Origin of the sequence: Sulfoacidibacillus thermotolerans, from assembly GCF_003144315.1 — a bacterium.
In the GTDB taxonomy this organism is placed as follows: Bacteria; Bacillota; Bacilli; order Alicyclobacillales; family SLC66; genus Sulfoacidibacillus; species Sulfoacidibacillus thermotolerans.
The window spans coordinates 1-838 of sequence record NZ_MPDK01000095.1 but is presented as its reverse complement, the minus strand read 5'-3'; the positions used below and the strand labels follow the sequence as shown (position 1 = coordinate 838).

Below are 838 nucleotides of genomic sequence, written 5' to 3'. Positions count from 1 at the left end.
ACTTTTTGCATTCATGCAAGAACCATAGGCAAAGTACAATTGGTCAATCTTCTTGGCAATTTTCTTGGTTTCTTGATGACGCTTGCGCCAATCACCCGAAGCGATTTTTGGGTAGGCAAGCAACTGCTTTTTTGATTTTTCTGTCGGCCATGTATAGACGTAACCAAAAATTTCAGGGAGATTTACATCGGGAACGAGCACTCGATCATATAAATTCATCTGCCCTTCCCCGCGATACCCTTCTAGCCTGTCCAAGTCCAAAAGCGCTTTTTCCTCCATTCCTTTCTTAATCGTAACCCATTCCCCTTTTACAACCCCGTTTCCATTGACATCAAGATAGGGAAAGGGGCCTGAATTATACAGCGCGCCCTCGATTCTTCCTTCGCAAATCGAATGCACATAGGGAGCGATGACGCGATGATTTCCTTCCCCTGTCAAAAGCGTCCCATAAACAAAAACCCTCATTTTTCCTCTCCTCCGAACTCAATTTATTGTTTATATAATATCAAATAAATAGATTCAAGTCAATGATTGATGTAAAAAAAAGACGGCCCAAACACGAGCAGCGGGATATTGTAACGATGGCGCAAGCGGGTCGGCTATTCGGAAAATCGGATAAGAAGTGCAATAGCATCTTCTAACTCACGAATCATTTTTTCGCAGGAATCAATCTCTGTACGCATTTCTTCTACTCTATTCCTGAGCCAACATGAATCAGCAGCCATCGCAAACTTTTGCTCAATATCACACAGCAAGTCATAATTGTGTCCCAACAATTCCTCAATGGACGACTTGCGCGTTTCTAAAATTTCAATCACTTTTTTCATTGTACATCCTC

Annotated in this window: 2 protein-coding genes; both read right to left on the bottom strand. The window is 42.1% G+C overall.

What is annotated here, in order from left to right; all coding sequences use genetic code 11:
* A partial coding sequence (locus tag BM613_RS14615) for a gamma-glutamylcyclotransferase family protein (protein ID WP_109431866.1) occupies window positions 1–465 on the bottom strand: 465 nt, incomplete at its 3' end.
* 134 nt (window positions 466–599) lie between these two features.
* A partial coding sequence (locus BM613_RS14610; protein WP_219930729.1) for a hypothetical protein occupies window positions 600–838 on the bottom strand: 239 nt, incomplete at its 5' end.